General features: G+C 75.4%; 29 protein-coding genes. 9 read left to right on the top strand and 20 right to left on the bottom strand.

Annotated elements, in window-relative coordinates:
* The first annotated feature begins 3 nt into the window (after positions 1-3).
* Together AC5L34_RS03725 and hisC are read left to right on the top strand one after the other, a co-directional pair.
* The gene (locus AC5L34_RS03725; protein WP_494823792.1) at positions 4-1,023 is read left to right on the top strand and encodes an RDD family protein; all 1,020 of its coding nucleotides are present in this window, start codon (positions 4-6) and stop codon (positions 1,021-1,023) included.
* Positions 1,020-2,123 (top strand): histidinol-phosphate transaminase, encoded by a 1,104-nt coding sequence (hisC, locus tag AC5L34_RS03730; RefSeq protein WP_494823793.1) that lies wholly within the window; start codon positions 1,020-1,022, stop codon positions 2,121-2,123. Before AC5L34_RS03725 ends, hisC begins: the two co-directional genes overlap by 4 nt.
* 49 nt (positions 2,124-2,172) lie before the next feature.
* On the opposite strand, the gene AC5L34_RS03735 is transcribed toward hisC, so the two are convergent.
* From AC5L34_RS03735 to AC5L34_RS03770, 8 genes are all read right to left on the bottom strand, one after another.
* On the bottom strand, positions 2,173-3,183 hold the full coding sequence (locus tag AC5L34_RS03735) for a COG1361 family protein (RefSeq protein WP_441176238.1): 1,011 nt from the start codon (positions 3,181-3,183) through the stop codon (positions 2,173-2,175).
* Between the two features lie 103 nt (positions 3,184-3,286).
* Positions 3,287-3,829 carry a hypothetical protein gene (locus AC5L34_RS03740; protein WP_441176239.1) on the bottom strand — a complete coding sequence of 181 codons (543 nt, stop codon included), beginning with the start codon at positions 3,827-3,829 and terminating at the stop codon, positions 3,287-3,289.
* A 59-nt stretch (positions 3,830-3,888) separates the two neighbouring features.
* Positions 3,889-4,422 carry a hypothetical protein gene (locus tag AC5L34_RS03745; RefSeq protein WP_494823794.1) on the bottom strand — a complete coding sequence of 178 codons (534 nt, stop codon included), beginning with the start codon at positions 4,420-4,422 and terminating at the stop codon, positions 3,889-3,891.
* A 57-nt stretch (positions 4,423-4,479) separates the two neighbouring features.
* The gene (locus tag AC5L34_RS03750; RefSeq protein ID WP_494823795.1) at positions 4,480-5,766 is read right to left on the bottom strand and encodes an outer membrane protein assembly factor BamB family protein; all 1,287 of its coding nucleotides are present in this window, start codon (positions 5,764-5,766) and stop codon (positions 4,480-4,482) included.
* 146 nt (positions 5,767-5,912) lie between these two features.
* Positions 5,913-6,386 (bottom strand): SRPBCC family protein, encoded by a 474-nt coding sequence (locus tag AC5L34_RS03755; protein ID WP_441176242.1) that lies wholly within the window; start codon positions 6,384-6,386, stop codon positions 5,913-5,915.
* 99 nt (positions 6,387-6,485) lie between these two features.
* Positions 6,486-6,695, bottom strand: a complete 210-nt coding sequence (locus tag AC5L34_RS03760; RefSeq protein ID WP_441176243.1) for a DUF397 domain-containing protein — start codon at positions 6,693-6,695, stop codon at positions 6,486-6,488.
* Between the two features lie 178 nt (positions 6,696-6,873).
* Positions 6,874-8,073: a fumarylacetoacetase gene (fahA, locus tag AC5L34_RS03765; RefSeq protein ID WP_494823796.1), complete on the bottom strand. Its 1,200-nt coding sequence runs from the start codon at positions 8,071-8,073 to the stop codon at positions 6,874-6,876.
* Positions 8,070-8,942 carry a hypothetical protein gene (locus tag AC5L34_RS03770; RefSeq protein WP_494823797.1) on the bottom strand — a complete coding sequence of 291 codons (873 nt, stop codon included), beginning with the start codon at positions 8,940-8,942 and terminating at the stop codon, positions 8,070-8,072. The genes fahA and AC5L34_RS03770 overlap by 4 nt, the downstream gene beginning before the upstream one ends.
* A 95-nt stretch (positions 8,943-9,037) precedes the next feature.
* Here AC5L34_RS03770 and AC5L34_RS03775 point away from each other — a divergent pair, with 95 nt between their 5' ends.
* A complete protein-coding gene (locus AC5L34_RS03775; protein ID WP_494823798.1) occupies positions 9,038-10,204 on the top strand; it encodes a homogentisate 1,2-dioxygenase in 1,167 nt (388 codons plus the stop codon).
* 124 nt (positions 10,205-10,328) lie between these two features.
* Here the strand turns inward: AC5L34_RS03775 and AC5L34_RS03780 are convergent, their stop codons facing one another.
* The 5 genes from AC5L34_RS03780 to AC5L34_RS03800 form a co-directional block, all read right to left on the bottom strand.
* Positions 10,329-10,514 carry a hypothetical protein gene (locus tag AC5L34_RS03780; protein WP_441176247.1) on the bottom strand — a complete coding sequence of 62 codons (186 nt, stop codon included), beginning with the start codon at positions 10,512-10,514 and terminating at the stop codon, positions 10,329-10,331.
* Between the two features lie 208 nt (positions 10,515-10,722).
* On the bottom strand, positions 10,723-11,748 hold the full coding sequence (locus tag AC5L34_RS03785; RefSeq protein WP_441176248.1) for a tetratricopeptide repeat protein: 1,026 nt from the start codon (positions 11,746-11,748) through the stop codon (positions 10,723-10,725).
* A 10-nt stretch (positions 11,749-11,758) separates the two neighbouring features.
* Positions 11,759-12,241, bottom strand: coding sequence for a 2-C-methyl-D-erythritol 2,4-cyclodiphosphate synthase (gene ispF, locus AC5L34_RS03790; RefSeq protein ID WP_091101607.1), 483 nt, complete (start codon positions 12,239-12,241; stop codon positions 11,759-11,761).
* 16 nt (positions 12,242-12,257) lie between these two features.
* The gene (gene ispD, locus AC5L34_RS03795) at positions 12,258-12,953 is read right to left on the bottom strand and encodes a 2-C-methyl-D-erythritol 4-phosphate cytidylyltransferase (protein ID WP_441176249.1); all 696 of its coding nucleotides are present in this window, start codon (positions 12,951-12,953) and stop codon (positions 12,258-12,260) included.
* Between the two features lie 56 nt (positions 12,954-13,009).
* On the bottom strand, positions 13,010-13,495 hold the full coding sequence (locus AC5L34_RS03800) for a CarD family transcriptional regulator (RefSeq protein WP_007073334.1): 486 nt from the start codon (positions 13,493-13,495) through the stop codon (positions 13,010-13,012).
* A 327-nt stretch (positions 13,496-13,822) separates the two neighbouring features.
* On the opposite strand from AC5L34_RS03800, the gene AC5L34_RS03805 reads away from it, so the two are divergent.
* Complete coding sequence (locus AC5L34_RS03805; protein ID WP_494823799.1) at positions 13,823-14,494, top strand: hypothetical protein; 672 nt, start codon at positions 13,823-13,825, stop codon at positions 14,492-14,494.
* Positions 14,495-14,569: 75 nt separating this feature from the next.
* Here the strand turns inward: AC5L34_RS03805 and AC5L34_RS03810 are convergent, their stop codons facing one another.
* The 4 genes from AC5L34_RS03810 to AC5L34_RS03825 all read right to left on the bottom strand — a co-directional run bounded on the left by AC5L34_RS03810 (position 14,570) and on the right by AC5L34_RS03825 (position 18,470).
* On the bottom strand, positions 14,570-15,295 hold the full coding sequence (locus AC5L34_RS03810; protein ID WP_494823800.1) for a hypothetical protein: 726 nt from the start codon (positions 15,293-15,295) through the stop codon (positions 14,570-14,572).
* A gap of 31 nt (positions 15,296-15,326) precedes the next feature.
* The gene (locus AC5L34_RS03815; RefSeq protein WP_101413030.1) at positions 15,327-16,385 is read right to left on the bottom strand and encodes a type III polyketide synthase; all 1,059 of its coding nucleotides are present in this window, start codon (positions 16,383-16,385) and stop codon (positions 15,327-15,329) included.
* Positions 16,386-16,485: 100 nt separating this feature from the next.
* Positions 16,486-17,652, bottom strand: a complete 1,167-nt coding sequence (locus AC5L34_RS03820) for an acyl-CoA dehydrogenase family protein (RefSeq protein ID WP_494823801.1) — start codon at positions 17,650-17,652, stop codon at positions 16,486-16,488.
* A gap of 44 nt (positions 17,653-17,696) precedes the next feature.
* Entirely contained in the window at positions 17,697-18,470 is a 774-nt protein-coding gene (locus AC5L34_RS03825) for a methyltransferase domain-containing protein (RefSeq protein ID WP_441176252.1), read from the bottom strand.
* Between the two features lie 45 nt (positions 18,471-18,515).
* Between AC5L34_RS03825 and AC5L34_RS03830 the strand changes: the two genes are divergently transcribed.
* The 4 genes from AC5L34_RS03830 to disA all read left to right on the top strand — a co-directional run bounded on the left by AC5L34_RS03830 (position 18,516) and on the right by disA (position 23,135).
* The gene (locus AC5L34_RS03830; RefSeq protein WP_441176253.1) at positions 18,516-19,355 is read left to right on the top strand and encodes a UbiA family prenyltransferase; all 840 of its coding nucleotides are present in this window, start codon (positions 18,516-18,518) and stop codon (positions 19,353-19,355) included.
* A gap of 139 nt (positions 19,356-19,494) precedes the next feature.
* Positions 19,495-20,262: a hypothetical protein gene (locus AC5L34_RS03835; protein ID WP_363896147.1), complete on the top strand. Its 768-nt coding sequence runs from the start codon at positions 19,495-19,497 to the stop codon at positions 20,260-20,262.
* A gap of 88 nt (positions 20,263-20,350) precedes the next feature.
* Positions 20,351-21,805 (top strand): DNA repair protein RadA, encoded by a 1,455-nt coding sequence (gene radA / locus AC5L34_RS03840; protein ID WP_357713158.1) that lies wholly within the window; start codon positions 20,351-20,353, stop codon positions 21,803-21,805.
* A gap of 142 nt (positions 21,806-21,947) precedes the next feature.
* The gene (disA, locus tag AC5L34_RS03845) at positions 21,948-23,135 is read left to right on the top strand and encodes a DNA integrity scanning diadenylate cyclase DisA (protein WP_363896145.1); all 1,188 of its coding nucleotides are present in this window, start codon (positions 21,948-21,950) and stop codon (positions 23,133-23,135) included.
* A 232-nt stretch (positions 23,136-23,367) separates the two neighbouring features.
* Here the strand turns inward: disA and AC5L34_RS03850 are convergent, their stop codons facing one another.
* The 3 genes from AC5L34_RS03850 to AC5L34_RS03860 form a co-directional block, all read right to left on the bottom strand.
* The gene (locus AC5L34_RS03850; protein ID WP_089003115.1) at positions 23,368-24,114 is read right to left on the bottom strand and encodes a hypothetical protein; all 747 of its coding nucleotides are present in this window, start codon (positions 24,112-24,114) and stop codon (positions 23,368-23,370) included.
* Positions 24,115-24,262: 148 nt separating this feature from the next.
* Positions 24,263-24,847, bottom strand: coding sequence for a peptide deformylase (locus tag AC5L34_RS03855; protein ID WP_363896139.1), 585 nt, complete (start codon positions 24,845-24,847; stop codon positions 24,263-24,265).
* On the bottom strand, positions 24,844-25,356 hold the full coding sequence (locus tag AC5L34_RS03860) for a glycine cleavage system transcriptional repressor (RefSeq protein ID WP_494823802.1): 513 nt from the start codon (positions 25,354-25,356) through the stop codon (positions 24,844-24,846). The genes AC5L34_RS03855 and AC5L34_RS03860 overlap by 4 nt, the downstream gene beginning before the upstream one ends.
* A 218-nt stretch (positions 25,357-25,574) precedes the next feature.
* Here AC5L34_RS03860 and AC5L34_RS03865 point away from each other — a divergent pair, with 218 nt between their 5' ends.
* Positions 25,575-26,474: an HhH-GPD family protein gene (locus tag AC5L34_RS03865; RefSeq protein WP_441176256.1), complete on the top strand. Its 900-nt coding sequence runs from the start codon at positions 25,575-25,577 to the stop codon at positions 26,472-26,474.
* Positions 26,475-26,740: the final 266 nt, after the last annotated feature.

Genomic DNA, 26,740 nt, shown 5'->3' on the forward strand with positions numbered 1-26,740 from the left:
GCCATGAGCGTCGAACCGGGCTGGTACGTCGACCCGGCAGACCCGGACACCCGGCGCTACTGGGACGGCGGGGGCTGGATCGGCGCGCCGATCCCCGTCGACGCCACCCCGCCCGAGGGCCCGCCGCCGGCCGAACCGCCCCCCGCGCCCGCTCCGACGCCGCCCGTGGCCCCGGTCTCCGCGCCGGGCACCCCCACGGGCGGGCCGCCCCTGCCGGGGCAGCCGCATCCGGGCCAGCCCTACCCCTGGCAGCCGCCGCAGGGGCACGGCCACCCGCAGGCCCCGCCGCCCGGCTGGCCGCCCGGTGGCGGACCTCCGCCCGGTTGGCCGCCCGGCGGCTGGCCCGGACGGCCGCCCGAGCCCCGCCCGCACGGGCTGCCCCTGGCCGGGTTCGGCGCCCGGCTGGTCGCCCGGCTGATCGACTTCGCGATCGTCTTCGCGCTGAACGCCGTCGTGAACGGCTGGTTCGTCTGGCGGCTGGTCGAGGAGGTCACGCCGTACTGGCGGGAGGTGTTCCGGCGGGCGATGGCCGGCGACAGCTCCACCGACGGCCTGCCGCAGCCCAGCGAACAGGCCGGCGGCCTCCAGGTCGTGATCCTGCTGATCGCCACCGCGCTCTGGCTCGCGTACGAGGTGCCGACGATGTCCTCAGGCGGGCAGACGTTCGGCAAACGGCTGGTGGGCGTCAAGGTGGTGCCGATGAGCGCGAACGAGCCGCTCGGCTTCGGCCGGGCGCTGCGCCGCTGGAACACCCTCGGCCTGCCCACCCTGCTCTGGTACTGCTGCGGCCTCGGCCTGCTGCTCCAGCTCGTCGACGCGCTCTCCCCGCTCTTCGACCACCCGATGCGTCAGGCGTTGCACGACAAGCGGGCGCAGACCGTGGTGGTCCAGCTCCCCCGCCGCGACCGCACCACCGGGGGCGGGCGCACCGCCACCGACGAGCGCGCCGCCACCGGCGAGGACACCGCCCCGGACGACCGCACCCCCGACGACCGCACCCACCCCTCGGGAGACACCCCATGACCGACCCCGGACGACACCAGCCGGCGCTGCGGCTGACCCGCGCCGACCTGGACGCGCTGCCCAACTACGTACCCGGCCGCAGCGCTGCCGACCTGGCCCGCGAGCTCGGCCTCCCCGAGGCGATCAAGCTGGCCAGCAACGAGGTGCCGTACGGGCCGCTGCCCGGCGTCGTGGAGGCCGTCGCCGAGGCCGTCACCGGGGTGCACCGCTACCCGGACATGGGCGTGCTCGCGCTGCGCCAGGCGCTGTCCGAGCGGTACGGCGTGGACATCGACCGGATCGCCACCGGCTGCGGGTCGGTGGCGCTGGCCGAGCACCTCGTCCGGGCCACCTGCCTGCCCGGTGACGAGTTCCTCTACGCGTGGCGCTCCTTCGAGGCGTACCCGATCATCGCGGCGACCAGCGGCGCGACCAGCGTGCGGGTGCCCAACGACGCCGGGCACGGGCACGACCTGGCGGCGATGGCGGCGGCGGTGACCGACCGGACCCGGCTGATCGTGGTCTGCAACCCGAACAACCCCACCGGCACCTCGGTACGCCGGGCGGAGCTGGACCGGTTCCTCGACGCGGTCGGCGAGGACGTGCTCGTCGTGATCGACGAGGCGTACCGCGAGTTCGTCACCGACCCGGAGGTGCCGGACGGCCTCACCTACCTCGACCGGCCGAACGTGGTCGTGCTGCGGACGCTCTCCAAGGCCTGGGGCCTGGCCGGCCTGCGGATCGGCTTCCTGGTCGCCCAGCCGGCGGTGGCAGCGGCCGTGCGCAAGGTCGTGACGCCGTTCTCCAGCAGCATGGCCGCGCAGGCGGGCGCGCTCGCCGCGCTGGCCCAGGAGGACGAGGTACGGCGGCGCTGCGCCCTCGTGGTGGCCGAGCGCGACCGCGTGACGGAGGCCCTGCGCAAGCTGGTCGGCGACGTGCCGGACAGCCAGGCCAACTTCGTCTGGCTGCCGCTGGGCGACCGGGCGGTGGACTTCGCCAAGGCGTGCGAGGCGCGGGGCGTGATCGTCCGGCCGTTCGCGGGCGACGGGGTCCGGGTGACCATCGGTACGCCGGCCGAGAACGACGCCTTCCTGGCCGCGGCGGAGGCCGCGCTGGCCTGAGGCGGGTGCCGGTCCGGTCCGCCATCCCCTCGCGGACCGGACCGGCTGCTCAGGCGGCCGCCACCGGCTGCCGGACCCGGATCCGGCGCCGGTACGCGTACACCGCGAACAACACCAGGACCAGCCCCGAGGTGGCCAGCCCGCCGGTGAGCACCTGGCCGGAGCGGTCGACGGCGGTGGTGGCCGCCACCGGTACGGGCCCGAAGCTGACCCGGCCGGTGGCGGAGCGCTTCGTCCAGCCGCTGGCCAGGTCGAGCTTCGCCGCCCACGGCCCGTCCGGCAGCCGGCGGTCCAGGGCGACGCGTACGGTGGTCGTGCCGTCCAGCGCGAGCGTGCCCGCCTCCACCTTCACCGGCCCGGCCGACAGCCCGCCCGGCCCCTCGGTGAGCCGCAGGTCGCCGGCCAGGTCGAGCGCCCGCCTGCCGGTGTTGCGCACCTCGGCGGTGAGCACGGGGGTGCCGTCCTTCTCCCGCTTGCCGGTGAGCGGGCCGATCTCGAAGCCGGAGGGCGGCTCGCCACCGGGCCCGACGGAGAGGTAGACCCGGACGCCGGCCCGGCCGACGTTGCGTACGGTCTGCCCGTCGTCGGCACCGGCGACCTCGGCCCATACGACGGCGTACCGCTCGCCGGCCTCGGCGGCGCGTGGCACCTCGATGGTCACCAGAACCTCGGTCTCCTCGCCCGGTTCCAGGTCCAGTTCCGGGCGGCTGACCGTGATCCAGCTGCTCAGCTCGTTCTCGGTGCGGCCGGGCGCGAAGACGAAGCCCTCGCCGGTGACGTCGGCAGCGGCGGCGTAGACCGCGACGGGGCGACGATCCTCGGACTGGTTCTTGACCATGATCCGCCGCTCGATGGTCGTGCCCGGGCGCAGGTGGTCGACGACGTACCTGTGCGCCCGGGTGTCGTCGCGGCGGTTCACCGGGGCGTCGAGCAGCCTGATCCCGACAGCGGACGCCGGCCCGACCGGACTCGGGCTGGGCGACGGTTCGCGTGGGCCGTCCCGGCCGGGCGGCTTGACGGCCGGTTGGTCCGTGTCGGGCAGGTCCGGCGCCTGCGCCATCGGGTCGGAGCGGACGGACGGCCCCGACCCGTACGGGGCGGCCAGCGCCGGCGCCCCGACCGTGACGAGGAGGGTCAGGGCCAGGGCGACGACGCGGGCCGGGTCACGCCACCGAATGGGTCACCGTCGCACTGTAGGTGCCGCTCACCGCCGTTGCCGGGACGTTGATGCGGATGGTCGGGTTCCAGGTGGCGGAGTTGTTGCCGCTGCCGGAGGTCTTCGAGAAGGCCACCCGGGGCGAGGAGAGGGTGACGGCGTCCGCCTCGGTCGGCTGTCCGGGGACGAAGACGCCGGTGCCGGTGGTGGCGGTCGCGGGGCCGGACCAGTACTCGACCAGGCTGGGGGTGATGGTCTCCTCGGGGCTGCCGGCGCCGCTGACGAACTCCGTCACGCTCACCGTGGCGACCCAGGTGGCGTTGAGCGCCGCGCGCTGGTCGACGACCTGCACCGGGCCGATCTGGCCCTGGATGGTGGTGTCGGCGAAGGTGGAGCCGAGGTTCACCCCGGGCGGAGCGAAGACGTCCAGGTTCGCGGCCCCCACCGTGAAGGTGACGATGGTGTCGTCGGTGGGCGAGGCCGCTGCGGGCGAGCCCAGGGCCACCACGGCGGCCGCGGCGGCGGTCAGGGCAAGAAGTGGCTTTCTCATACGGCCCACGCTAGATACCCGACCTCGACCATAACGCCCCCTTTCGGACAAATCACCCATCAGGCAACGGAATGGATGATGGCGCCCCGATACGTGCCCGCCACGATGTCCGCCGGGATGGCGATCCGGATCGTCGGCACCCAGACCACCGCGTTGTTGCCGTTGCCGGCGGTCTTGCGGAACGCCTCGCGCGCGGTCCCCAGGGACACCGCCTGCGCCGAGGTGGACTGCCCGGGCACCAGGGTGCCGCCGCCCGTGCTGCGCACCGCCTGCCCGGACCAGTACGAGACCCGGCCGCTGGCGATCGTCCGCTGCGGGCCGCCCGCCCCGGCGACGAAGGCGGTCGCGGAGACGGTGGCGACCCAGGTGTTGGGGTTGACCGACCCCCGCGCGTCGCGCACCTCGACCGCACCCAGCTGCGCGGTCAGGGAGCCGCCGACGAAACCGGCACCGAGGTTCGCCGTGGCGGGCACGGCGATGTCCACCCCCACGGTCCGGGCGAGCCGGACCGTCCGGCCGGACGGCGCGGCGTCGGCCGGCGAGGCGGTGACGAGGATCAGGATCGCGCCCAACAGGGCTGCCAGTAGACGCACAGTGGGACTATAAATAACTTATGTCCGTTTTGCGAGTAGCCTGGCCACCCCCGCGTTTCATGTCGCGGCGAGGATGATCGGCTCCGAGGTCAGGTAGTAGCGCTGGTCGTCACCGGTCGGGTCGACGGGCTTGCGAAGCCGCTCCACGGCCACGAACCCGTCGGCCGCGTACGCCGCGCCGGGCGCCCAGCCGATGCCGTCCGAGCCCGCGTTGAGCGCGAAGAAGGACCGCTGCGCCCCCGTCGCCGGGTCCAGCGTCACCAGGTCGTTCGTCTCCGTCAGCAGGTGCACGCGGTCGGGCTGCACGGCGAGCAGCCGCACCGGCGGCAGGCCGACCCGGCGCCACAGTTCCGCGCCCGTACGCGCCGACCGGCCGACCGGCACCCCGTCGACGACGGCCACGGCCGTGCCGCCGACGAGTTCGGCGTCCGGCCGGTCCAGGGCCGGGGCCGCGACCGGCGCACCGGCACCGAGCAGCCAGCCCCGCCCCGGCTCGTCGCCCGGCCCGGCCGTCCGCAGCCCGGCGCACCCCGTCCGGCCGGTGCCGCAGCCCACCGGGGTCGCCACCAGCGCGTCGCCGGCGTCCGGCGGGTGCCAGCGCAGGCCCACCGCCCCGGTCACGGCGTCGCGGAACTCCACCACCGCCGGGCCCGCGCAGGAGTCGACGATCATCACCTGTCCCGACCCGGTCGTGCCGAGCGCGTCCCGGCACCCGGCGAACGCGTCGGCGTCCCCCGGCGGCACCGTGACCGTGCGGTGGGACTGCCACAGTTCGCGGCCGTCGGCCAGATCCACGGCACGCATCCGCTCCGCCCCGGCCGCCACCACCGCCTGCCGGCCGTCGGCCCCCCGGGCCACGAGGAGCCCCCGGGGATCCCAGACCGTCACCGCGCCGGTGCGCCGGACCGTACGCTCCCCGGCCGGCGCGGGCCCGTCCGCCCGCCAGGCGACCCGGCCCGTCCGCGCGTCGAGCGCCACCAGCCGCCCGTCGGACCAGCGGGTGACCACCGTCGTCCCGCTCGCCACGACCCCGTCGAGCGTCGCCGGCCAGCGGCGGTACGACCAGTACGGGGTCGTCCGGTACCGCCAGTCGGCCGGCCGGTCGGCGTAGACCTGGCGGTGGGCCGCGTAGACCCGTAGCCGTCCGTCCACGAGGAGCGGGGCGACGGGGAGCCGGCCGACCACGCCCACGGTGGGAGACGCGGCCGGCGGATACCCGGCCCGGGCGGGCGTGACGACCTCGGCGGGGGCGAGCACCCGGTAGACCGTCGCCGCGACGGCGACGGTGGCGAGCAGCGCCGCGACCGCCACCGCGATCCGCCGCCGGCCGTTCGGGAACCCCATGCCGCACCTCCGTCCGGCACCCTACCCAGCGGGGCCGGTCAGGGCCCGGTCAGGTCGCTGGCGGGCGGGTGCTCCGGCGGTGACCGTCGGCGTACGCGCGGCGCGGCCGGCGCCCGCCGCCGCGCACCGGTGCCCCGACGTGCGACTCAGGCCGCCTCGGTCGCGCCGGTGGCCGCCGCGGCGGCCAGGTCGGCGACGTCCTGCCGCAGCGCGCGTTCGACCGCCCGGGCCGCCAGCCCGCCGAGCAGCAGGGCCACCACCCGACCGTACGGGGCGGTCGGCACCGCCTCCTGCTCGACGGTGACGGCGGTGCAGCCCCGGCGCCGCCGCTCGACCGGGCGCAGCGTCCAGGTGATCCGGTAGTCAACGCCGGCGCCCCGCGAGCCGAGCACCAGCCGTCGGGGCGGCTCGGCCTCGATGACGACGAACTCCTCGAGCAGCGCGGTGCCGTCGGGCTGGGAACGGGTCTCCCGCCACGCGGTGCCCGGGCCGAACGGGCCGGGGGTGAGCACCTCCACCGGGCCGGTGAAGCGCCGGGTGCGGGCGGTCAGGTCGGTCAGCAGCCGCCAGAGGTCGACGTCGTGCGCCTCCACGAACTCCGTGACCGCGACCGTCGACATGCCACCTCCCGTGGCCTCGACGGTACGCCGGGTGAGCGGGGATCGGGGCCCCGGAGCGGAATTTTCACACCGCCGGGAGCCCCGATCGTGGGCGACGCGTCAGCGATCGAACCGGCCGGCCCGGATCGCGCCGACGAACGCCGTCCACCCCGGCGGGCTGACGGCCAGCGTGGGGCCCGCCTGGTCCTTGGAGTCACGTACGCCCACCACGCCGAGGGCGTCGACCAGGTTGTCCGCCACCTCCACGCAGAGACCCTGGTCGTTGGAGCGGCTGCTGGTGCGCCAGACCGCGCCCGGGAGATCGTTCATCGTCGTCACCTTCCTGTCGTCGGTGCGCCAACCGGCGGCCGGGACCGGGACCGGAAGGGGGCGTCCGGGCCGGCCCCGGCGCGGCATGGCGACGGAATCCGCGACGATCAACGCGGAAGACGCGGTCCCCGGTCGCACACTTGGTGCGACCGGGGACCGGCGATGATCGGAAGGCGGGTCAGCGGGCGGCGACGACCTTCCCGGTCACCTCGCCCAGGGCGATGGTGGTGCCGTCCGGGCCGGGCGCGGTGGCGGTGATCGTGACGGTGTCGCCGTCCTCCAGGAAGGTGCGCGTCCCGCCGTCGGCGAACTTCACCGGCTCGGTCCCGCCCCAGGTGAGTTCCAGGAACGAGCCGACCTGGCCCCGTTCGGGCCCGGAGACGGTGCCCGAGGCGTAGAGGTCGCCGGTGCGCAGCGAGGCGCCGTTCACGGTGAGGTGGGCCAGCTGCTGGGCCGGCGTCCAGTACATGGTGGCGAACGGCGGCTCGCTGACCTGCTCCCCGTTCCACTGCACCGACAGGCGCAGGTCCAGCCCGAGGTGCGGCACGTCGCGCAGGTAGTCGGCGACCGGCGGGTCCTGCTCGGGGGCGGGGACGAAGGCGTCGCCCAGCGCGTCCAGCGGGGTCACCCAGGCCGAGACCGAGGTGGCGAAGGACTTGCCCAGGAACGGGCCGAGGGGCTGGTACTCCCAGGCCTGGATGTCGCGGGCCGACCAGTCGTTGACCAGCACGACGCCGAAGACGTGGTCGGCGAAGTCGTCGGCCGGGACCCGGTCGCCCAGCGGGCTGGGCACGCCGACCACGAAGCCGACCTCGGCCTCGATGTCGAGGCGTACGGACGGGCCGGTGACCGGCCCCTGCGGGGTGGCCCGCTGCCCGCTCGGCCGCACCACGGGGGTGCCGGAGACGACGACCGTGCCGGCCCGGCCGTGGTAGCCGATCGGCAGGTGCTTCCAGTTGGGCAGCAGGGGCGGCTGGCCGGGGCGGAAGATCTGGCCCACGTTGGACGCGTGGTGCTCGGAGGAGTAGAAGTCGACGTAGTCGGCGACCTCGAACGGCAGCTGCATCCGCGCCTCGGCCAGCGGCACGAGCAGCGGTTCCACCTCGGCCCGGTGCGCGGCGTCGGTGAGCAGCTCGGTCACCCGCTGCCGGACGGCCGTCCACTGTGGGCGTCCGAGCGCCATGAAGTCGTTGAGGGTGGGCCGCCCCAGCGCCCCGGCGGCCAGCACCAGACCGGCCTCCTCCGCGCCGGCCAGGTCGAGCACGAAGTCGCCGATGCGTACGCCGACGCGCGGCGCGCCCTCCGCCCGGCGGAACACCCCGTACGGCAGGTTGGCCACCCCGTACGGCGAACCGTCGGCACCCGTCACCCACGTCATGCGTCGAAGCCCCCGTTCACCAGCCCCAGCCGGATCAGATCGGTCAGTGGTTCCAGGATGCTGCACGAGCCGAAGCCGATCCACAGCGGGCGCGGTTCGGCGAGTCCCGCCTCGGCGTACTGCACCAGCGGGCGCGGGTCGGCCGCGGTGAGCAGCTCGGCGACCCGGGCCACCGGGGCGCCCCCGGCGGCGGCCAGCGTCGCCGCCAGCACGTTGACGAAGCCGTGGTGGGTGAACCCGGTCTCCGGATCGAGGTGCCGCACCGCCTGGTGCAGCCCGGCGGTCAGCTTGAACGGCAGGTCCCGGTCCCGGCAGGCGCAGATCACGGCGGCCAGCTCCGCCGGGGTGGGGAACAGCTCGGCGGCCAGCCCGCCGGTGCGGAACTTCGCGGCGACCGGCACGCCGTCGGCGCGGGCGGCGGCGAGCGCGTCCAGCGCCCCCATCAGCCCGAACGTGAGCGGCAGCTCGGCGTAGACGGCGTCGAGGGAGGCCGGGCCGGCGCCCGAGCGGCGGGCCAGCGCCACCAGCTCGGTCAGGCCGGGCAGCGGGTCCTCGCCGCGCCTGGCGACCGCCGCCTCCACCTGGCGTACACGGACGCGCGGGTCGGCCGTGGCGCGCACCTCGTCGAGTTGGTCGAGCGGCACGTCGCCGATCACCCCGACGGCGATCCGCTCGTCGGCGCCGAGCAGGCCCGTCAGCTCGGGCAGCCTGGTGGCCGGCACCAGGAGCGGGCCGACCAGGTCCGCGTACCAGGCGCTGCGGTGCCGCCGGTGCGCGGCGACGGCGTCGGGCAGCGGCGCGCTGCCGGGCGGGAAGACGGCGGCGTCGTCGACGAGGCCGTCGAGAAGCGCGGGCACCTGCGTTGACACGAGACAAGAATGTACGGGACGCTACAAGGAACGGACAACAGCGTCCGATTATCGGACGCCGTTGGATCGGTGAACGGGACGAACCGGGAGGCGAGATGCCGTACTACCGCAGCGTCGGCGAGGTGCCGCGCAAGCGCCACACCCAGTTCCGCCAGCCCGACGGCAGCCTCTACGCCGAGGAGCTGATGAGCCAGGAGGGCTTCTCCTCCGACTCGTCCCTGCTCTACCACCGGCACGCGCCGACCGCGATCGTGGCGGCCGAGGAGTTCACCCCGCCGGCGTTCACCCGGGTGCCGAACCTGCCGCTCAAGCCCCGGCACCTGCGCACCCACAAGCTCGACGGCACCGGCGCCGACCCCGTGCTCGGCCGGCAGTACCTACTCGCCAACGACGACGTGCGGATCGCGTACGTGCTGGCGGACCGGCCGTCCCCGCTGTTCCGCGACGCCACCGGTGACCACTGCCTGTACGTGGAGTCGGGCACCCTGCGCGTCGAGTCCACGTTCGGCGTGCTCGACGCGGTGCCCGGCGACTACGTCGTCATCCCCACCTCGACCATCCACCGGCTGGTGCCCACCGGCGACGCGCCGACCCGGCTGCTCGCCGTCGAGGCGGCGGGGCACATCGGTCCGCCCAAGCGCTACCTCTCGGTGCGGGGTCAGTTCCTGGAGCACTCGCCCTACTGCGAGCGCGACGTCCGGGGGCCGGACGCGCCGCTGCTGGTCGACGGCGAGGACGTGGAGGTGCTGGTCCGGCACCGACGCGGCTGGACCCGCTACGTCTACGCCAACCACCCGTTCGACGTCGTCGGCTGGGACGGCCACATGTACCCGTGGGCGTTCTCCATCCACGACTTCGAGCCGATCACGGGCCGGATCCACCAGCCGCCGCCGGTGCACCAGACCTTCCAGGGCCCCAACTTCGTGATCTGCTCGTTCGTGCCCCGCAAGGTCGACTACCACCCGGACGCGATCCCGGTGCCGTACAACCACCACAACGTCGACTCCGACGAGATGCTCTTCTACACGGGCGGCAACTACGAGGCCCGGCGCGGCTCCGGCATCGAGCAGGGCTCGATCTCGCTGCACCCGTCCGGCTTCACCCACGGCCCGCAGCCGGGCGCCGCCGAGCGCTCGATCGGCGCCGACTTCTTCGACGAGTTGGCCGTCATGGTCGACACCTTCCGGCCGCTGGACCTCTGCGACGCCGCCACCGCGTGCGAGGACGACGGCTACGCCTGGACCTGGGCCCGCCGCCCCTAGCGCGTCGACCGGTCGAGCTTGCCGAGGGCTGGCGTGGCAGCTCCGTTCGCGGCGGGAAAGGGCTGCCCGTGCCGATGACGGCGCACGGCCGGAACGATCGACGCCCGGCCGCGCCCGTCGAGGTCTACAGGGTCGACACGGCCCCGTGGGCAAGCATCAGCATCACCGCCAACTTCACCGCGACCTTGTGGGCGTCAGCGCGCTTCTTCTCGCTGCGGGAAGCCACGGCGAAGCCGACAGCCACGACGAACGGCATCCCTACGAGCAGCAGGTAGGCCGCCCCTACGCCTGCCGCAATCCGGTCCTGCACGAGTGCTCCTCTCCACGGTGAGGCGTCCGCCCCATGTGCGGACGATGAACGCGGGACGCGGTATCTCCGTTCGGACGATGTGTGCGAGCGGTGCGGGCGGGCGTTCGGTCCAGGACTTCGGGTAGGCCACCTGTACCCGACCCGGACAGCGCCCCGTCCGGCGCTCGACCTGGTGCCTGTGGTGGAACGTCGATCGGGTGACAGTCGCCTAGGCCGTCGTACGGGACAGCACGGCGAGTTCGGCGGCGGTCGCGGCGAGGATGGCGAGCACCAGCGGCCACGGGGTGCCGACCAGGGCGTAGAGCAGGATCAGCGCCGGGGCGGTCGCCGCCGCGTAGACGGCCAGCGCCAGGACGCGGTCGGAGCGCAGCAGGCTCGGCAGGATGGTGCGGGCCAGGCCGGGCAGCCGGGCGGCGAAGCGCCAGACCACCAGGGCCCCGCCGAGCGCCGCGAACGCCGCCGCGACCCGGGACAGCCCGGCGCTGCCCGGCGCCATGCAGGCGATCAGCACGGCGGTGATCATCGTCCAGCCCGCGCCGTAGACCACGAGCTGGCGCAGGCCGACCGAGATGGTCCGGCCGGAGTCGACCCGGCCGGGGCTCATCGCGGCGGCCTCGGCCAGGTGTTCCAGCGCCTCGCTCCAGCGCCGCTGCTCCAGCCGCAGCACCCCGATGTCGTGGCGGGCCTCGGCGAGCTGCGGGTCCAGCCGCAGCGCCTCGCGGTAGGCCCGCTCGGCCAGGTCGTACAGCTGCATGTTGGCGGCGACCAACCCCAGGACCAGGTGCGCCTCGGGCTCCTCGGGGGTCAGCTCGACCCCGCGCCAGGCCGCGTTCAGCGCCGGCTGCCCGTTGCGGGAGCCGGCCAGGATCGCCGCGGCGCTGCGCTGGGCGTACGCGTCGTCGGGTCCGAGCGCCAGGATCCGGTCGGCGGTGCGGGCCGCCTCGGCGTACTGCTCCAGGTCGCCGAGTGCGAGGGCGCGGGCGACCAGCGCCGGCACGGCGTCCGGAGCGGCGGCGACCGCGGCGTCGGCGGCGGTGAGCGCCTCCGTCGGCCGGCCGGCCGCCAGGTGCACCCGGGACAGCATGGTCAGCGCCCCGGCGCTGGCCGGGTCCAGCGCGACGGCGTACGCCAGCTCGCCCGCGGCCTCGTCGTAGCGCCCGAGTTCGGCGAGGAGCTTGGCGCGCTGGACGTAGCCGTCGAAGGCGGAGCGGTCGGAGGTGGCGTCGCTGGACATCGCGGCGAGCCTAGGCGGCCGGAGCCTCGTACACCAGGGCCACCGCGATGCCGGTGAGGCCCTCGCCGCGCCCGGGGAAGCCGAGGCCGTCGGTGGTCGCCGCGGAGACGGTCACCGGCGCGCCGACCGCCTCGGAGAGCACCCGCTGGGCCTCCTCACGGCGCGGGCCGATCTTGGGCCGGTTGCCGATCACCTGCACGGAGACGTTGCCGATCGCGAAGCCGGCGGCCCGCACCCGGCGAGCGCTCTCGGTGAGCAGGGCGACGCCCGACGCGCCGGCCCACTCGGGCTGGCCCACGCCGAAGTTGGCGCCGAGGTCCCCGAGGCCCGCCGCCGAGAGCAGCGCGTTGCAGGCGGCGTGCGCGGCCACGTCGGCGTCCGAGTGCCCGGCCAGGCCGTCCTGGTCGGGCCAGTGCAGGCCGGCCACCCAGCACGGCCGGCCCGCCTCGAAGGCGTGCACGTCGGTGCCGATGGCCACCCGGGGAACGATCATGCGAAGAGGGTACGCGTCACGCGCCGGTGGCGAGCAGGTGCTCGGCCAACGCCAGGTCGAACGGGCGGGTGACCTTCAGCGCGTACTCCGAGCCGGGGACGCAGGACACCGGGACGCCCTGCTTCTCGACCAGGCCCGCGTCGTCGGTGAGCGGGTCGCCGGCGGCGGCGTGCGCGGCCGTCAGCACGGCCCGGCGGAAGCCCTGCGGGGTCTGCACCGCCCGCAGGGCGGAACGGTCGACGGTGCCGAGGACGACCTCGTCGGCGCCGACCTCCTTGATCGTGTCGACCACGGGCAGCACCGGGATCACCGCGTCGTGACCGGCCCGGACGGCCGCCGCGACGGACTCCACCAGGTCGGGCGGGGTCAGCGCCCGGGCGGCGTCGTGGACGAGGACGATCTGCGGGCCGGCGGGCACCGCCGCGAGGGCGGCGGCCACCGACGCCTGCCGCTCGGCGCCGCCGGGCACCACGGTCACCGGGGCGACCGGGGCGAGCAGGTCCCGCACCGCCTCGACCTCGGCGGCCGGGGCCGCCACGACGATGGTGTGCACCGACGGCGCGGCGGCGAGCCGGCGGACGGCGTGCACCAGCAGGGGCTCCCCGCCGAGCAGGCGCAGGGCCTTGGGGCGGCCGGGGCCGAGCCGTACGCCGGCACCGGCCGCAGGCACGAGGACCGCGACGTCACCGCACGGATTGAGCTGCGCGGTCACGTCGCGGTCCTCGGTGGTTTGTTCGCTACGAATCGGGTACGACGATGCTGTGGGGACTAGGCCTCGGTGAGGACCTTGTCGAGCAGCGTCTCCGCCTCGTCCTTGGTGCTCTTCTCAGCCAGCGCGACCTCACCGACCAGAATGTCGCGGGCCTTCGCCAGCATGCGCTTCTCACCCGCGGAGAGACCCCGCTCCCGCTCCCGGCGCCACAGGTCGCGCACGACCTCGGCGACCTTCAGCGGGTTACCGGAGGCCAGCTTCTCCAGATTCGCCTTGTAACGCCGCGACCAGTTGGTCGGCTCCTCGGTGTGCGGTGCACGGAGCACGTCGAAGACCTTGCCGAGGCCCTCTTCGCCGACCACCTCGCGCACACCCACGATCTCGGCGTTCTCGGCGGGCACCCGGACCGTCAGGTCACCCTGTGCGACCCTCAGGACGAGGTATTGCTTAGGCTCGCCCTTGATGACCCGAGTCTCGATTGCCTCGATGAGTGCGGCCCCGTGGTGGGGGTAAACAACGGTCTCGCCGACACTGAAAACCATAGGTTCGAAACCCCTTTCGCTGTGTCTAGGGTAACACGCTCAGGCACCGATGTCTCACCGCTGTCCTGACCGTTGGCGCAGCTCAGGGGCCCTGTGAGAGGTATTTCTTCAGCTTGACAGGCCGCCAAACCGGTGGTTTGACCACGCTCCGTAACGCTTGGATGACGTCCCGGTACGAGTGACGCGAACGTCGAGATCAAGGGCTATGCGCTCCTCCCATGGTAGCCCGCCGGCCCGGTACGCGCCCAGGTGTAGCGGCAGCCGGCCCCGTGCGGGACGCTGGAGGCCGAGCCGCTGTCCGCTCGCCGAGACGTCCCTGGGGGTGCGATGGGCAAGCCCGACGCAGACGGCCCCGGACTGCCCGACCTGCCACCCGAGTGGGGCCGGGTGGTCGTACCCGACGACGCCTCCGCCCTGGCCACCGAGGCCGAGCAGATCCGCCACGAGCTGCGCCGTACGCCCCGTCGCACCGTCACGGCCCGGTCCCCGTACGCCCTGCCCCTGCTGGTGCTGATCGTGGCGGTGCTGACCACCCTCGCGGGCCTCGCGGCGGTCACCTGGCCCCGCACCGGCCGCTCCACCCCGCAGCCCACCCCCGCCCCGCACGCGCCGCCCGCCGGGCTGGCCGGCCGGCCGCTGCCCGCGCTGGACCTGGTCGACGCGGGGCAGTCACCGGTGCCCCTGCGCGCGCTGGTACCGGCGATGATCATCCTGGTCGACGGCTGCCCCTGCCCGCAGGAGGTGGCCACCGCCGCCGCCCTGGCACCGCCCGGCGTGACGGTGGTCACCGTCGCCGGCGCCCGGCCCGTACGCGCCGGAGCGACCGTACGACCGCTCGCCGACCCGGCCGGCGGGCTGCGCGCGTTCCTGCACCTGCCCGCCCGCCCCGGCGCCGCCACCGCGCTGCTGGTGGACCGCTCCGGCGTCCTCGTCAGCGTGGTGCCGGAGATCCGCTCCGCCGAGGACTACCGCGCCGACCTGACCCGCCTCGCCGCCTGAGCCACACCGTGGACCGCGCGGCGGACCCGCGCCCTGGACCGCGTGGTGGAGGCGGCGGACCCCGGCAGGAGCGGATCAGGGCAGGGCGACCAGTTGCGCCTCGACGCGGAGCGGCTCGGCATTGGCGCTCGACAGTGAGACCTGGAACGGCCCGCCCCTGCCGGTGACCTCCGTCGACGTCATCGAACCGTCGCAGGCGCTGGTGATCGGGTCCGCCGCCCAGGCCCCCTCGACCACGATCAGCAGCTCGCCGGGGCCCACGCAGCGGTACTGGAGCAGGTGCCGGGCCCCGCCCTCGGCGGAGGCCTGCTTGACGAGGCCCTCCCCCGGGCTGAGCAGGGCCCGGGCGGTCCAGAGCGTGCCGGGGAAGCTGTCCAGCCCGCCGCGCCGCCCGCCGCCCTCCTGGCGCCAGCCGTCCCCGGCGCGGCGCGGCTCCGGGTCGGCGACGTCCACCCGCACCCTCGCCCCGCTGCGCGGGTCGGTCCGGAACGCGGCACCGTTGCGCGGATCCACCCAGACGCTGACCGGCCCGTCGGATCCCCGCGGCACCGTGAACCGGACCGAGGCGTCCGGGGGCACGCCGAGCAGGGCCCGGTCCGCCGGCGCGAGGACGCTCGACGCGGCCGGTACGGGGTCGGTGCGGGGCGCCTCGGCCTGCCACCACCAGCCGCCACCGACCAGCGCGGCCAGCCCCGCCACGGCCAGTACGGCGCCGCGCAGCCGGTCGTCGGTGGCAGCCGGAGTCGCCCGCTCACCGGGATCCGGTCCGGATTCCGGCCGGTCTGCCACGTCGGCGTCCATTACCAGAGGGTAACCGCAGCGGGCGACCGGTTCACTCCTGTCGTTCGAGCAGCGCGGCGTAGAGCGTCAGGCCGGGGCCGAACGCCAGCATCACCACCCGTCGTGGCGGCGACGCGGCCCGGCGCAGCCGGTCGAGGATCAGCAGCACCGTCGGCGACGAGCAGTTGCCGTGCTCGTCCAGCGTCGCCCTGGAGGCCGCCAGCCCCTCCGGCGGCAGAGCCAGTTCCCGCTCGACCACGTTCAGGATGCGCGGACCGCCCGGGTGCGCCGCCCAGCCGTCCACCTCGGACAGCGTCGTGCCGTGCCGGGCCAGCAGCCCGTCGACCAGGCCGCGTACGTGCGTGGAGAGCACCTGCGGCACCTTCGGCGACAGCCCCATCCGGAAACCGGTGTCGGTGACGTCCCAGGTCATGTGGTCGGCCGTCGAGGTGTCCGTGACGGAGGTGACCTCGCGCAGCGCGTACCCCCGGCCGCCGGGGACGACCACGGCGGCGACGGCGGCGTCCGAGAAGAGCGCGTGGGAGACGATCTGCTGGGTGTCGACCCGGGCGCTGGAGGGCTGGATGTGCAGGCTGGTCAGCTCCGCGCAGAGCAGCAGCGCCGGCCGGCCCCGGGCGGTGACGAAGTCGCTTGCCGCGCCCAGCCCCGGCAGGGCCGCGTAGCAGCCCATGTGCCCGACGAACATGCGCTGCGTGTCCGGGGCCATGCCCAGGTCCCGGGCGAGCAGGATGTCCAGCCCCGGGGTGGCGTACCCGGTGCACGAGCAGACGACGAAGAGCCCGACGTCGCCGGCGGACAGACCGGCGGCGGTCAGCGCCCGACCCACCGCCTCCTTGCCCAGCGGCAGCGCCTCGACCAGGTAGCGGCGCATCCGCCGCTCCGTCGGCCAGTCGGAGACGTCCTCCAGCAACGGGTTCACGGCCGCCTGGCGGCGGGTGACCCCCGAGTGCGCGAAGATCCGCTGTGCCAGCGCCCGCGTGCTGCCGGAGAAGTGCTTCGAGAAGAAGCCCTCCCACAGGTCGTCCTGCGCGGCCGACGGCGGGTGTGCCGTCCCCAGCCCCGCGATCACCGGTACGGCCACCATGCCCACCTCTCGTCCGGCCTTGCGCACCGGGCGGCCGAGCCCGCCCCTGGACGGGCCCCCCGTACCGTGCGCCCGCGCGTCCGCCACCCCGGCGGACCCCCCACGCTCACCAACGAGGAACCGTCGTGTCGCGGTCCGGGTCGCCGCCCAGCGCGGCGATGCCGAGCCAGTCCGCGCAGACGTCCGACGTCGCCGGGTGCAGCGATCCGCAGCGGGCGTCCCGGTACAGCCGCTCCAGCGGATGCCCCCGCCGGGTGGCCGACGTGCCGGCCGCCTCCAGCATGGACGCCGCCACGTCGGCGGCGGTGGTGCCGGCGAGCAGCTTCGCCCGCCAGACCCAGCGGTTCGTCTCCGCGTCGCCCGGGGCCTGGTCGACCCGGCGGGCCGCCTCGGCGACCACCAGCTGGGCCGCCGCCACGGCCGCGTCGGCCCGGCCGAGGCGGGACCGGACCGCCGGCAGTCCGGCGAGGTTGCGGGCGTTCAGATGCTCGGCCGCCGCGTCGACCGCCGCCCGGGCGACCCCGACGTAGACGGCGGCGTAGCTGGCCACCAGCCAGTGCGGCATGAGCTGGGCGACCACCAGGGCCAGCCCCTCCACGCCGCCGAGCAGCCGGTCGGCCGGCACCGTCACGTCCAGGTGCAGGTCGTGCGAGGAGGTCGCGCGCATGCCGAGCGAGTCCCAGGTCGGCTCGACGGTCAGCCCGTCGCCCGCCGGCACCAGAAACTGCGACACCACCGACGGGTCGGCGGCGCTGCGGGCGGCCACCAGGTAGCCGTCCGCGTGCCCCGCCCCGGAACAGAACGTCTTGCTGCCCTTGAGGTGCCAACCACCGTCGGCCGGCTCGTAGACGGTGCTGAGCTGGGACAGCCGGGCGCCGGCGCCGCGCTCGCTCATCGCCACCGCGTACCAGGCGCCCTGGGCGGCGGCGGCGAGCAGCCGGTCCCGGGCGGCCAGCGCCTCGTCCGGCACCCCGAGCGCCTCAGCCAGTTCCTCGGTGACCGCGCCGAGCGCGCCGGTGACCGAGGCGTGCATGTTGAAGACCAGGGCCGTCGCGCCGTTGCCCCGGGCCAGCTCGGTGGCGACGGCGGCGTACTCGGCGAAGGTGGCGCCCATCCCGCCGAGCGCGGTGGGGACCATCAGGCCGAAGAGCCCGGCCTCGCGCAGATCCCGGAAGTCCTCGGACGGGAACGAGCCGTCCCGGTCGTGCTCCGCCGCCCGGGCGGCAAGCCTCGGTGCCAGGCGGCGAGCCGCCTGGAGCGCGTGCTGCGTCATACAGCCCCCTTCTCGGCCCTCTCCCTACCCAGGGACGGGCTCCGCTATCCGCTCCGCGTGCCACGCCCCTGGTAGAGCACGGCCGTCGACCAGGTCGGCACGATCCGCGGTGTGGGGCCGGCGGCCGTCGCGTCCGGACGGTCGCCCGGCGTCGCGTCCGGACGGCCGGCGGCGCGCATCCGGCGGGCCAACCAGCCGAGCAGGCCGGGCAGCCCCGGCCGGATGCCCCGCAGCCGCAGGTCGACCCCGTGCCGGGCACACTCGGCCACCAGCGCCCGGGCGTCCACGAACAACCGTGGATCGTGGATGCCCCTCGGCACCGTCGGCAGCCGCTCGGCGATCCGCACGGCGAGCAGGCGGCTCAGCGCCGTGTCGTTCAACGTGTCCAGGACCAGCAGGCCACCGGGCCGCAACAGCCGGCACGCCTCGGCCACCGCGCGCCGCCAGTCCGGCACATGCTCCAGCAACTCGCCCGCCGCGACCACGTCGGCGCAGCCGTCCACCAGCGGTACGGCGGTGACGTCGCCGTTGACGGCGGTCACCCCGTGCGCGGCAGCCTGTTCCAGGGCGGAGCGGGTGAGGTCGACGCCCACGTGCCGGTAGCCCTTGCCCGCCAGGTGCGGGGCGAGCAGCCCGGCGCCGCAGCCGAGGTCGACCAGGAGTGCGCCGGGGCGGGACGCCGGCGGCACGAGCGCCGCGCGGGCCTCGGCCAGCCAGTGCAGCATCGCAAACGCGCCGTCGGGCCGCCACCACTCGCCGGCCAGGTCGTCGTACTGGCGCGGATCGTTGCGTGGCAGGGTACGGCCCGCGTCTGGCATGGACCGAGCGTGGCACGACTGCCCGGTAACGACCAGACTTTCCTCATGTCGCCAACGGTGCTAGGGCTGGTCAGGGCGAGTCACCCGGAGCCGGCCGCCGCGGTCACCACGGTGGCCGGGCTGCTGGCGTGGGGCGTCGGGCACCGGCCCGTCGGGATCCTCGCCGTGGTGCTCACCGTGGCGGCCAGCCAGCTCGCCGTCGGCTGGGCCAACGACGCGCTCGACGCCGACCGGGACGCCACGGTGGGGCGTACCGACAAGCCGGTGGCCGCCGGCGCGGTCGGCCGGCGCGCGACGGCCCTGGCCGCCGCGGTGGCCGCGCTCGCCACCCCGGCGCTGGCCCTGGCCACGGGGCCGACCGCCGCCCTCTGCGCCACCCTCGGGCTGGTCTCCGCGCTGCTCTACGACTGGCCGCTGAAGTCGACCCCCGTCTCGGTGCTGCCCTACGCGGTGTCCTTCGGCTCGCTGCCGGCCTTCGTCGTGCTGGCACTGCCCGGGGCGGTCCTCCCCCCGGTCTGGCTCGTCGCCGCCGCGGCCTGCCTGGGCGCCGGGGCGCACTTCGCCAACGTGCTGCCCGACCTGGCCGACGACGCCCGGACGGGGGTGCGCGGGCTGCCGCACCGGCTGGGTCCGGCCGGCAGCCGGGCGGCCGCCGCGCTGCTGCTGCTCGCGGCGACCGCCACGCTGGTCCTCGGCCCGCCCGGGCCGCCGTCGGGGGTCGGCGTCGCGGCGGTCGCGGCCGCCGTCGTGGTGCCGCCGCTGAGCTGGTACGGCGGGCTCGCGACCGCCCGTTCCGGGGGCCGGCAGGTGGCCGCCTTCCGGGCCGTGATGCTGGTCGCCCTCATCGACGTCGTCCTGCTGGTCACGAGCGGCCGACTGGTGTGAGGCGCACCCCCTCGGGTGGCATCTCCGGGTCGGCGTGCGGCGGTCGATCAGGCCCAACTACCCTGGAGCGCGGTCTGCGCGGGCATGGCCACCATGCCCGGCGTGAGCACCGGGTGGGATCGTGACGAGGAGGACCGACGTGACGCGCTCGATCAGGGGTTCCCGGCGGGCGGCCCTGCTGCTGTCCGGGATGGCGGCGGCGACCGGGCTGCTGCTGTCCGGCTGCGGCGCCGGCCAGGTCTCCGAGACCGCCAACAAGGAGCCGTCGGTCCAGGGCGTCAACCTGTCGGCCGGCAACGGCGAGTACGCGGTCCGTGGCCTGCTGGTCGACTTCCCCGGCACCGAGGGCTACCAGGCGGGCGCCAACGCCGTCCTGAACGCCGTCATCTACAACGACTCGCGCAACCCGGTCACCGTGACCGTGACCACCGACAGCGCCCGCGAGGTGGTGATCACCGGCACCGGTGCGGCCGCCAGCCCGTCGGCGTCCCCGAGCGGGTCGCCGTCGCCGAGCGCCCCCGAGAGCCCCGGCGCCTCCGAGAGCCCCTCGGGCTCGCCCGCCCCGGGCACCTCGGAGAGCCCCTCGGGCTCCGCCAGCCCCGGCGCCCCGGAGAGCCCGTCGGCCCCGGAGAGCCCCGCCGCGCCGGCCGGCGAGCCGGCCCGGATCGAGATCCCGCCGCTGAGCTACGTGCAGCTCAACACCGAGGCCGACCGGGTGCTCCGGCTCATCGGCCTGAACGAGTCGCTGCGCTCCGGCCAGAACGTCTTCGTGACCTTCGACTTCGGCAACGGCGTCACCGTCACCAGCCCGGCGCCCGTCGCCGTACCGCTCACCCCGGCCGCGCCCCCGTCGCCGATCATCGAGCGCGAGGGCGGCTACGAGGGCCAGGAGGACGGCGGGCACTGACCCCGCCCCCGACGACCGACGACACCGTCGGCGTGGTGACCGCCACGCCGACGGTGTCTTCGTCGTACCCGGGGACTAACGTCCCAATGTGACCACCTCCCGATCGACCTCCCCCCGCGCCGGCGGGGCCGGCGGGCGCGGCCGCGCCGCCGCGCGCGAGCCCCGGCCGGCCTACGAGTGCGACGCCTGCGGCCACCAGCCGCCGAAGTGGGTCGGGCGCTGCCCGGAGTGCGGCGAGTGGGGCTCGGTGGTCGAGTGCACGGTCACCGGCCCCACGGTCTCCGGAAAGGTGGTCAGCTCCCGGATGCCGGCCGAGCCGGCCCGGCCGATCGCCACCATCAGCGCCGCGCCGGCCCGGGCCCGCCCCACCGGCGTCAGCGAGCTCGACCGGGTCCTCGGTGGCGGCCTGGTCCCCGGCGCGGTGGTGCTGCTCGCCGGCGAGCCGGGCGTCGGCAAGTCCACCCTGCTGCTCGACGTGGCCCAGCAGTGGGCCGCCGGCGCGGGCAGCCCCTCCCTGGTGGTCAGCGGCGAGGAGTCGGTCAGCCAGGTCCGGCTGCGCGCCGAACGGATGGGCGCCCTGCACGACCAGCTCTACCTCGCCGCCGAGAGCGACCTCGCCGCCGTGCTCGGCCACCTCGACGCGGTCAAGCCGGGCCTGCTGGTGCTCGACTCGGTGCAGACCATCTCCACCAGCAACGCCGAGGGGGTCTCGGGCGGGGTGACCCAGGTGCGGGCGGTCACCGCCGCCCTGGTGTCCGTGGCCAAGGAACGCGGCATCGCCACGGTGCTGGTCGGCCATGTCACCAAGGACGGCCAGGTGGCCGGCCCCCGGGTGCTGGAGCACCTGGTCGACGTGGTGCTGCACTTCGAGGGCGACAAGCACTCCTCGCTGCGCATGGTGCGCGGGGTGAAGAACCGGTTCGGCGCCGCCGACGAGGTGGGTTGCTTCGAAATGCACGAGGGCGGCATCAGCAGCCTGGCCGACCCGTCCGGGCTCTTCCTGACCCGCTACTCGGAGCCGGTGCCCGGCACCTGCGTCACGGTGGCCATGGAGGGCCGCCGGGCGCTCGTCACCGAGGTGCAGGCGCTGATCGGCGCGACCGTGGCCGGCTCGCCCCGGCGGACGGTCTCGGGGCTCGACTCGGCCCGCCTGGCGATGGTGCTGGCGGTGCTCCAGCGCCGCACGGAGCGGCTGACCCTGCACGACCGGGAGGTCTTCGCGGCCACCGTCGGCGGCATCCGGGTGGTGGAGCCGGCGGCCGACCTCGCCGTCGCCCTCGCCGTCGCCTCGGGCGGGCTCAACCTGGCCATCGCGCCGCACCTGGTGGCGATCGGCGAGGTCGGCCTGACCGGCGAGGTACGCCGCGTCGGGGCGGTGCCGCGCCGGCTGGCCGAGGCGGCCCGGCTCGGGTTCCGGCTCGCCCTGGTGCCGACCGGCTGCGGCCCCGACAGCACCGGCGTCACCCCCGAGCACATGCGGGTGATCGAGGTGACCGACGTGCGCGCGGCACTCCAGGCCGTCGCCCGGGTGTCCGCCGAGTGACCGCCGGTGGCGCTCGACGGAACGTATGCCGCGATACCGGGCAGCCCGGACGCCGCCCCACCGTCCGGGCGAGGTGGGGCATCGTGACACATCACAGTAACCACGACAGCACCCACCGCAGGGCAGTCCGTAGACTGTGCCCGTGCCGATCGACCGCGACACCGCCAAGCCTGCTGGCGCGACACCCCACGCCCGCACCGGCGCCGTGTCCCCCGCCCGCGCGATCAGCGTGACCGTGACCGGCGGCGCCGGGGGCGCCGGGGGCGCTGGCGACCCGCTGCGGGCGAACCTGGCCCTGATGGCCCCGGGCACCGCGCTGCGCGACGGCCTCGAGCGCATCCTGCGCGGCCGGACGGGCGCGCTGATCGTCCTCGGCTACGACAAGGTGGTCGAGGGCCTCTGCACCGGCGGGTTCCCGCTCGACGTCGAGTTCTCCGCCACCCGGGTCCGGGAGCTGTGCAAGATGGACGGCGCGGTCGTGCTCTCCAGCGACGGCACGCGCATCGTACGGGCCGCCGTGCACCTGATGCCCGACCCGACCATCCCCACCGAGGAGTCCGGCACCCGGCACCGCACGGCCGAGCGGGTCGCCCGGCAGACGGGCTATCCCGTGATCTCGGTCAGCCAGTCGATGCGGATCATCAGCCTCTACGTCAACGGCCAGCGGCACGTGCTGGACGACTCGGCGGCGATCCTGTCCCGCGCCAACCAGGCGCTCGCCACGCTGGAGCGCTACAAGCTCCGGCTGGACGAGGTCTCCGGCACCCTCTCGGCCCTGGAGATCGAGGACCTGGTCACCGTACGGGACGCGGTCGCCGTCGTGCAGCGGCTGGAGATGGTCCGCCGGATCGCCGACGAGATCGCCGGCTACGTGGTCGAACTGGGCACCGACGGCCGACTGCTCGCCCTCCAACTCGACGAGCTGATGGCCGGCGTCGACGCCGACCGCACCCTGGTGATCCGGGACTACCTGCCGGCCGGCCGGAAGTCCCGCACCCTCGACGAGGCGCTGGTGGAGCTCGACCTGCTGGGCGCCACCGAGCTGATCGACCTGGTCGCGGTCGCCAAGGCGATCGGCTACCCGGCCGCGTCCGACGCCCTCGACGCGGCGGTCAGCCCGCGCGGCTTCCGGCTGCTGGCCAAGGTGCCCCGGCTGCCGGTGACCGTGGTCGACCGCCTCGTCGTGCACTTCGGCAGTCTCCAGCGCCTGCTGGGGGCCACGGTCGAGGATCTCCAGGCCGTCGAGGGGGTCGGCGACGCCCGCGCCCGGGGCGTCCGCGAGGGGCTGTCCCGGCTCGCCGAGGCGTCGATCCTCGAACGCTACGTCTGACCCCGGCCGGGCCTGGGCACCTCGACCCACCCCGACGGCGACCGGTGCACGTACCGGAGCGGCCCTTGTCCCGGCGGGCCGCAGGCCGTGGTGCACGCCGTCCGAGGCCCGGCCCCGGCTGCGTCGAGCAGTGGGCGGCGCTGGGCGGACCAGCCGGCCGAGGCGGGCCGTTCCTGATCGCCCGGCACCCGCTGGCGGCCGGGCCGGGGGCACCCACGGGGCGTGCGGGCGGTCAGTTGGTGACGGTGAGCTTGACCGGCTCGCTGAGCTTGGTGCCGACCCGGGCGAAGACCTGGTAGGTGCCGGCCGGCGGGTTGGGGCCCGCCGCCACCCCGTTGGCGCACTTGGTGGTGTCGCGGCCGTTCCAGCCCACCTGGTAGGAGCGTTCGAAGCCCGGGGTGAAGGACTGCACGTCGGCGCCCTGGGCGGTGCCGCACGTGTCGGACGACCAGATCTTCTCCGCCCCCGACTTGATGAACAACTCCTGCACGGAGGCGCCGACGTCGCGGCTGCACGTCCGCTCCGACCGGTTCTTGATCTTGAGTTGCAGGTCCACGACGGCCCCGCGCACCACCGAGGCGGGCTGGGCCACCGGGGTCACCGTGATCTCGGCATCCGTGCAGGTGCCGTCGTCGACGGCCGGCACCACGGGCGCCACCGGCGGCGAATCGGTGGTGACCGAACCACCCGGCGGGTCACCGGCGGAACCACCCGACGGCTCACCGGCGTCGGGGCCACCCGGCGCGCCCGGCGAGGGCGCCCCGGTCTGCGGGGTGAGCACCGAGCCGGTGGGTTCCGGCGAGGCACCGGACGACGTCGCACCCGCGGAGGGCTGCGCGTCGCCGCCCTTGTTCGCGTTCCGGCTCGAACCGGTGCACGAATAGAGCAGGACAATCAGGAAGAGAAGCCCCGCTCCGAGTACGACGGCGCGACGCCGCCAGTAAACGGCGGGGGGCAGGGGGCCGACCGTCAGACGCATGATGCCCCCACCGTAGCGGCGCGGGGCACGCCAGCACCGCGCGACGCGCCGAGTCCGCCACGGCTCACCGCGCCAACCCTCCACTTGCGACGGTTCCGCGTGCCGACCGTGTCCCGTCGGCGACGCTCGGTCGACGTGCCGGCGCCACTCAGAGGTACACCTTGCGCTGGTAGATGGCGTGGGCGCCGGCGACCCGGTCCAGGAAGAGCAGACCGGCGCAGTGGTCGATCTCGTGCTGGAGGGCCCGCGCCTCGAACCCGTCCGTCACCAGCCGTACCGGCCGGCCGGTGCCCGGCAGCACGCCCTCCACCACCAGCCGGCTCGCCCGCTTGACGTCCCCCGTCAGGTCGGGCACCGACATGCAGCCCTCCCGGGCGACCTTCCACCGGCTCGCCTCGACGACCCGCGCGTTGCAGAGCGCGAAGGTGCCGTGCACGGTGAGCGCCTTCGGGTGGCCGACCACGTCCACCGCGAAGACCCGCGCGGCCACACCGATCTGCGGGGCGGCCAGCCCGACGCAGCCCGGCGACACCCGCATGGTGGCGATCAGGTCGGCGGCCAGCCGTACGGTCTCCTCGGCGGTCGGGTCCACCTCACCGCCGACGTAGGTGAGCACCGGCTCCGGGGCGGACACCACGGGCCGCACCTCCCCCGGCACGCCCAGCGAATCCGGGGTCCAGTCGCCGAGGCCCGCGTACGCCTCGCTGTCCGGGCCGCGCTCGCCGCCGGTCACAGCACGTCCGGATCTGCCGGGCGCAGGGTCACCCCGACGCCCAGTTCCGCAGCCGCCGCGGTCAACCGTCCGGCCAGCTCGTCCGCCGTTCCGGGCGGCAGCTCCACCTCGGCCACCACGACGTAGAGCGCACCGGCCAGCCGGGTGCTCAGGTCGGTGACGTTGCCGCCGGCCTCGGCGAGCACCCGGGTCATCGCCGCCACGATGCCCATCCGGTCCGCGCCGTGCACCGCCATCACGTACGGCTCGCCGGCGGGAGCCGTCTCACCGTCGGGGGTGACCGCGCGTACGGTCGCCAGCAGCTGACCGTCGGCGGAGAGCGGCGCCAGCGCGGCCTCGACGTCGGCGGCGGCCGGGCCCACACAGATCAGGGTCATCGCGAAGTGCCCCCGCAGCCGGGTCATCGTGCTGTCGGTGAGGTTCGCGCCGAGCCGGGCCAGCACCTCGGCGACGTCGGCCACGATGCCCGGCCGGTCCCGGCCGATGACGGTGATCGCGAGCTCGTTCATCCGGGCATTCTGCCCGATCCGTCCGCCGCCGCCGCAGCACCCCGCCCGCACCGCCCAGCCAGCGGGACGCTATGCGGCCGACGGTGGGCGGCGGGGTACGCCCGGCTTCGATCGGGACGCGGCGGGCGGCCGGGTCGCCGCAGGCCAGGGCGAGGCGGGCGGCGCGTCGTCGCCCGCGCCGCTCCGGTCGTGGGCCGCGTGACATCATCGGCGGCGCGATGACTGAGCCCACTTTCGCCACCATGGTCAGCCGGTGGTACGAGCAGAACGCCCGCGACCTGCCCTGGCGCGGGCCCGACGTGAGCCCGTGGGCCATCCTGGTCAGCGAGGTCATGCTCCAGCAGACGCCGGTCGTGCGTGTGCTCCCCGCCTGGGAGGCCTGGCTGGCGCGCTGGCCGGAGCCGGCCGCCCTGGCGGCGGACAGCCCCGCCGAGGCGATCCGGATGTGGGGACGGCTCGGCTACCCCCGCCGGGCGGTACGGCTGCGGGACTGCGCCGTGGCGATCGTCGAGCGCCACGGGGGCCACGTCCCGGACCGGCTCGACCAGCTGCTGGCCCTGCCGGGCGTCGGCACGTACACGGCCCGGGCGGTCGCCGCGTTCGCGTACGGTCAGCGGCACCCGGTGGTCGACACCAACGTACGACGGGTCGTCTGCCGGGCGATCGCCGGCGAACCGGACGCCGGCCCGGTCACCCGCCCGGCCGACCTGGTCGCCACCGAGGAACTGCTCCCCACCGAACCGGCCGCTGCCGCCCTGGCCAGCGCGGCTTTCATGGAGCTGGGCGCGGTGGTCTGCGTCGCCCGGTCGCCCCGCTGCGGGGCCTGCCCCGTCGAGTCGGTCTGCGCCTGGCGCGCGTCCGGCCGCGAGGCGCCCGCGGGTCCGACCCGCCGCCCCCAGCGGTACGCCGGCACCGACCGGCAGGTACGCGGGCTGCTGCTCGGCGTACTGCGCGAGGCCACCGGGCCGGTGCCGCACCAGCGGCTCGACCAGGTGTGGGCCGACGACGTCCAGCGGTCCCGGGCCCTCGCCGGGCTGGTACGGGACGGCCTCGTCGAGCCGGTCGGCGAATCCTCGTTCCGCCTCGTCGGCGACGGCCCGCCGGTCCCGGTGAACTGACGCGCCTCGACGCGCCCGGGCTCGACGCCGCGCTCGGGCCGGTCCGGTGCGCCGAGGCCCCTCGGCTCCTTCCGGGCTCGGCGCAACGTTCCGGCTCGGCGGCGTGGCGCCTCCGGCTAGCTCGACGCCCGACAACGGTATGACGAAAGGGCCGGTCCCCGGGTGGGGGTCGGCCCTTGTCGTCGTTGGGTGGTGCGGGGCTGCTGGTCAGGCGGTGTAGCCGCGGGTGGCGATCCAGTCGGCGAGGTTGTCGACGCTCATGCGGT

The sequence above is a fragment of the Micromonospora sp. ZG13 genome, from assembly GCF_059359355.1.